Here is a 2,872-nt window from a genome sequence, read left to right on the forward strand (position 1 = left end):
TGACCAAGGACAATACGCCAACCTTGAGCGGGACCTCTTCGGTGGCTGAAGGCGATACGATTACCATCTATAACGATAAAACTGTGGTAGGTACTACTACTGCAGGCCCAGGTGGTAGTTGGAGCTTTACACCCAACCCGGCATTGGCAGACGGTACTTACAACTTCAAAGTGACGGGGACCAACGATGCAGATCAGGAGAGTGCGCCGAGTGCGACTCAAACCATCACCATTGATGCGACGATTTCTGATGCGGTAATTACCATCACCTCAATCAGTGATGACTTGGGTATCAGCAATACCGACTTCAACACCAGCGATAGCACGTTGTTGATTAACGGTTCACTGAACAAGGCCCTGCTGGCAGACGAGTGGGTCGAAGTGAGTGTTGATGGCGGCCAAACCTGGACCAAAGCGAGCAGCACGACCGCCAGCAGTTGGACGGTAGATCTGCAAAGCAAGCCGTTGACGTCAGCTGACTATACCATCCAGGCGCGTGTGGTTGATCAGGCAGGTAATATTGGTGACACCGATGCACATGCGCTGACAGTGAGCACCGTGGCACCGAACCTGAATGGTTTGACCACCACAGCGGGTATTACCACCGATACCTCGAACGGTTTGACCACCGGCGATCTGTTCAGCCACAGTGCGACAGCGGTAAACAGCGATATGAACACCCGCGACCGTACGGTGACCATCAAGGGGGCGTTGAGCGCTGCGCTGCAGAACGACCAGTATCTGCAGATCTCCTTTGATAATGGGAGTAGCTGGACCACGCTGTTGTCTGAAACCGGTACTGACTGGAATTATAAGCTGGATGCGGTCACTCAGAGCACCACGTTTAACTACCAACTGCGGGTGATTGATGCGGCCGGTAACCTGGGCACGAATGTTAATTTCAATAGCAACTATAAGGTTGTGATTGATCTGGAGGCACCGAATGCGATCCTTGGTGCACCTGAGGTACCGCAAATTATTAACAGCACCACCACCTACACCTTCAATGATGCCAAGTACGGTAAAGTTGAAGCGGGGACGATTGTCTCACTGGTGAGTGATGTCAACGGTAATGGGACCTACCAGGAAGGGCTGGATCAGATTATCGGCTTTGCCAAAGCGAATGATGACGGTACCTGGTCAATCAGCAGCACCATGCCAGCCGGCGCGCATAATCTTGCCTTTATGGTATGGGATGCGGCAGGTAACCGTTCTTCGTTAAGTGCCTCCACCAGCATCGGGGTCACTGAGGGTGATGGTAAGACGCTGATTGAGCAGAAGTGGGGCGGTACCACCGATGGGGATGACTCTGGCCTGAATGCGGCGGCGGTGACTATTGGGACAAATGGCTTGTGGTCATTCTTCCAGAGTGCGCGTGGCACATCGGGGTCAGGTCGGGCCAACTCTGGGCGTGTCTACAATATGCAAAACCTGGAGGATTACAACTCCAAGTACCTAGCGCAGCCAAGCGATGTGACGTTCGACAACTATGGTCACTTTGTTAACTCGGCCACCTTTGCGGATATCAACCGCGATGGTTTGACTGATGTGATGTCACAGGTCAGTGCTTACGATAACGGTGGACGCACTGCCTACTGGATGCAAAATGCCGATGGCAGTTACACGGCGAAATCGGTAAACCAAGGCAGCCTTAACCACTTAGGGGGGGTGATAGCCTATGACCGTCACGGTGATGGTTATCTTGACTTTGTGTTGGCGGACTCCGCACCAGATTCTACTTCGTTCCTCAAGAACGAAAATGGTGTACTGAGCCCAGACGGCACATATGGTCGCCCCGGTGGTGCAATTCCATCTGACTTGAGCATGATGCATGAAATTGGGGCTGTGGATATCGATAATAACGGTACTGTTGATATTACTGCTCACGTGGATGTCCTCGACTACAATGGTACTAATTATTTTAATAGGGATGACGGCAATACTCTGGCCATCATCTACAACCAGACTACAGGCGGCAGCGAAACCACCTTTGGTAAGCTAGATTATTACGGTAGTGTGTTCCGTACTGATGGTGGAACGGATTATGGTAACTTGTCGATTTCCATGACTTATGCCGATTACAACGGTGATGGCTGGCTGGACCTGTTCCTGAGCCGTGGTCAAAAAGGCAGTGCGAACACTAATGAAAGCCGTATCTATCTGAACGATGGCACGGGTAAGCTGAATGCCACCGATGCCAAGGCACTGTGGTTTGGTGACAGTCTGGACGGTGGGACCTCACTGGCAGTTGACTGGAACCACGATGGTAAGATGGACATCATTGAAGTTCCGCGCTCTGGTGTTACTGGTAGCCCGGTACTTTATCTGAACGAAGGGAATAATATCTGGGGTAAAACGCCAGTGAATTTGACCGCAACAGCTTATAATAATCTGACGGGTGCAGTCGCCCTGGATTATGACTGGGATGGTTCAATGGATTTGGTGCTGTACCGTGCAGGCGCTGATGCAACAGTGGTGTCGAGTGATCACGCTGCACCGACCTTGCTGGTGAAAAACACCAACATTGCGCCGGATGGTACCAGCCTGCAGATCCGTATTGTTGACGGTCAAGGCATCAATACCTTCTACAGCAATACCGTCAAGCTGTATAACTCGAAGGGTGAGTTGGTGGCAACGCAGTTGATTAACCCGCAGTCCTCGGGCTCGAGCAACAGTATGGGTCTGGTGAGCTTCTTCGGGTTGGATCCGAATGAAGTTTACTCGGTGCAGTTGTTGCGTATTACCAATGGCCAGACCAACCATGTGGGGGCAACCGCAGACCAAGGCGGTTACACCAATAATACGGTTAATGAGAACTGGGGGGGGTTAACCACCGGTAAATCCCATGATGCTTATGTGTTAACGGCGGAAAG

The 2,872-nt window shown here is 51.6% G+C and carries 1 protein-coding gene; it reads left to right on the forward strand.

What is annotated here, in order from left to right; all coding sequences use genetic code 11:
• Positions 1–2,872, forward strand: a 2,872-nt coding sequence (locus IO95_RS09230; protein ID WP_200874165.1) for a VCBS repeat-containing protein, incomplete at both ends; no start/stop codon positions are given.

Source organism: Serratia sp. DD3, from assembly GCF_000496755.2.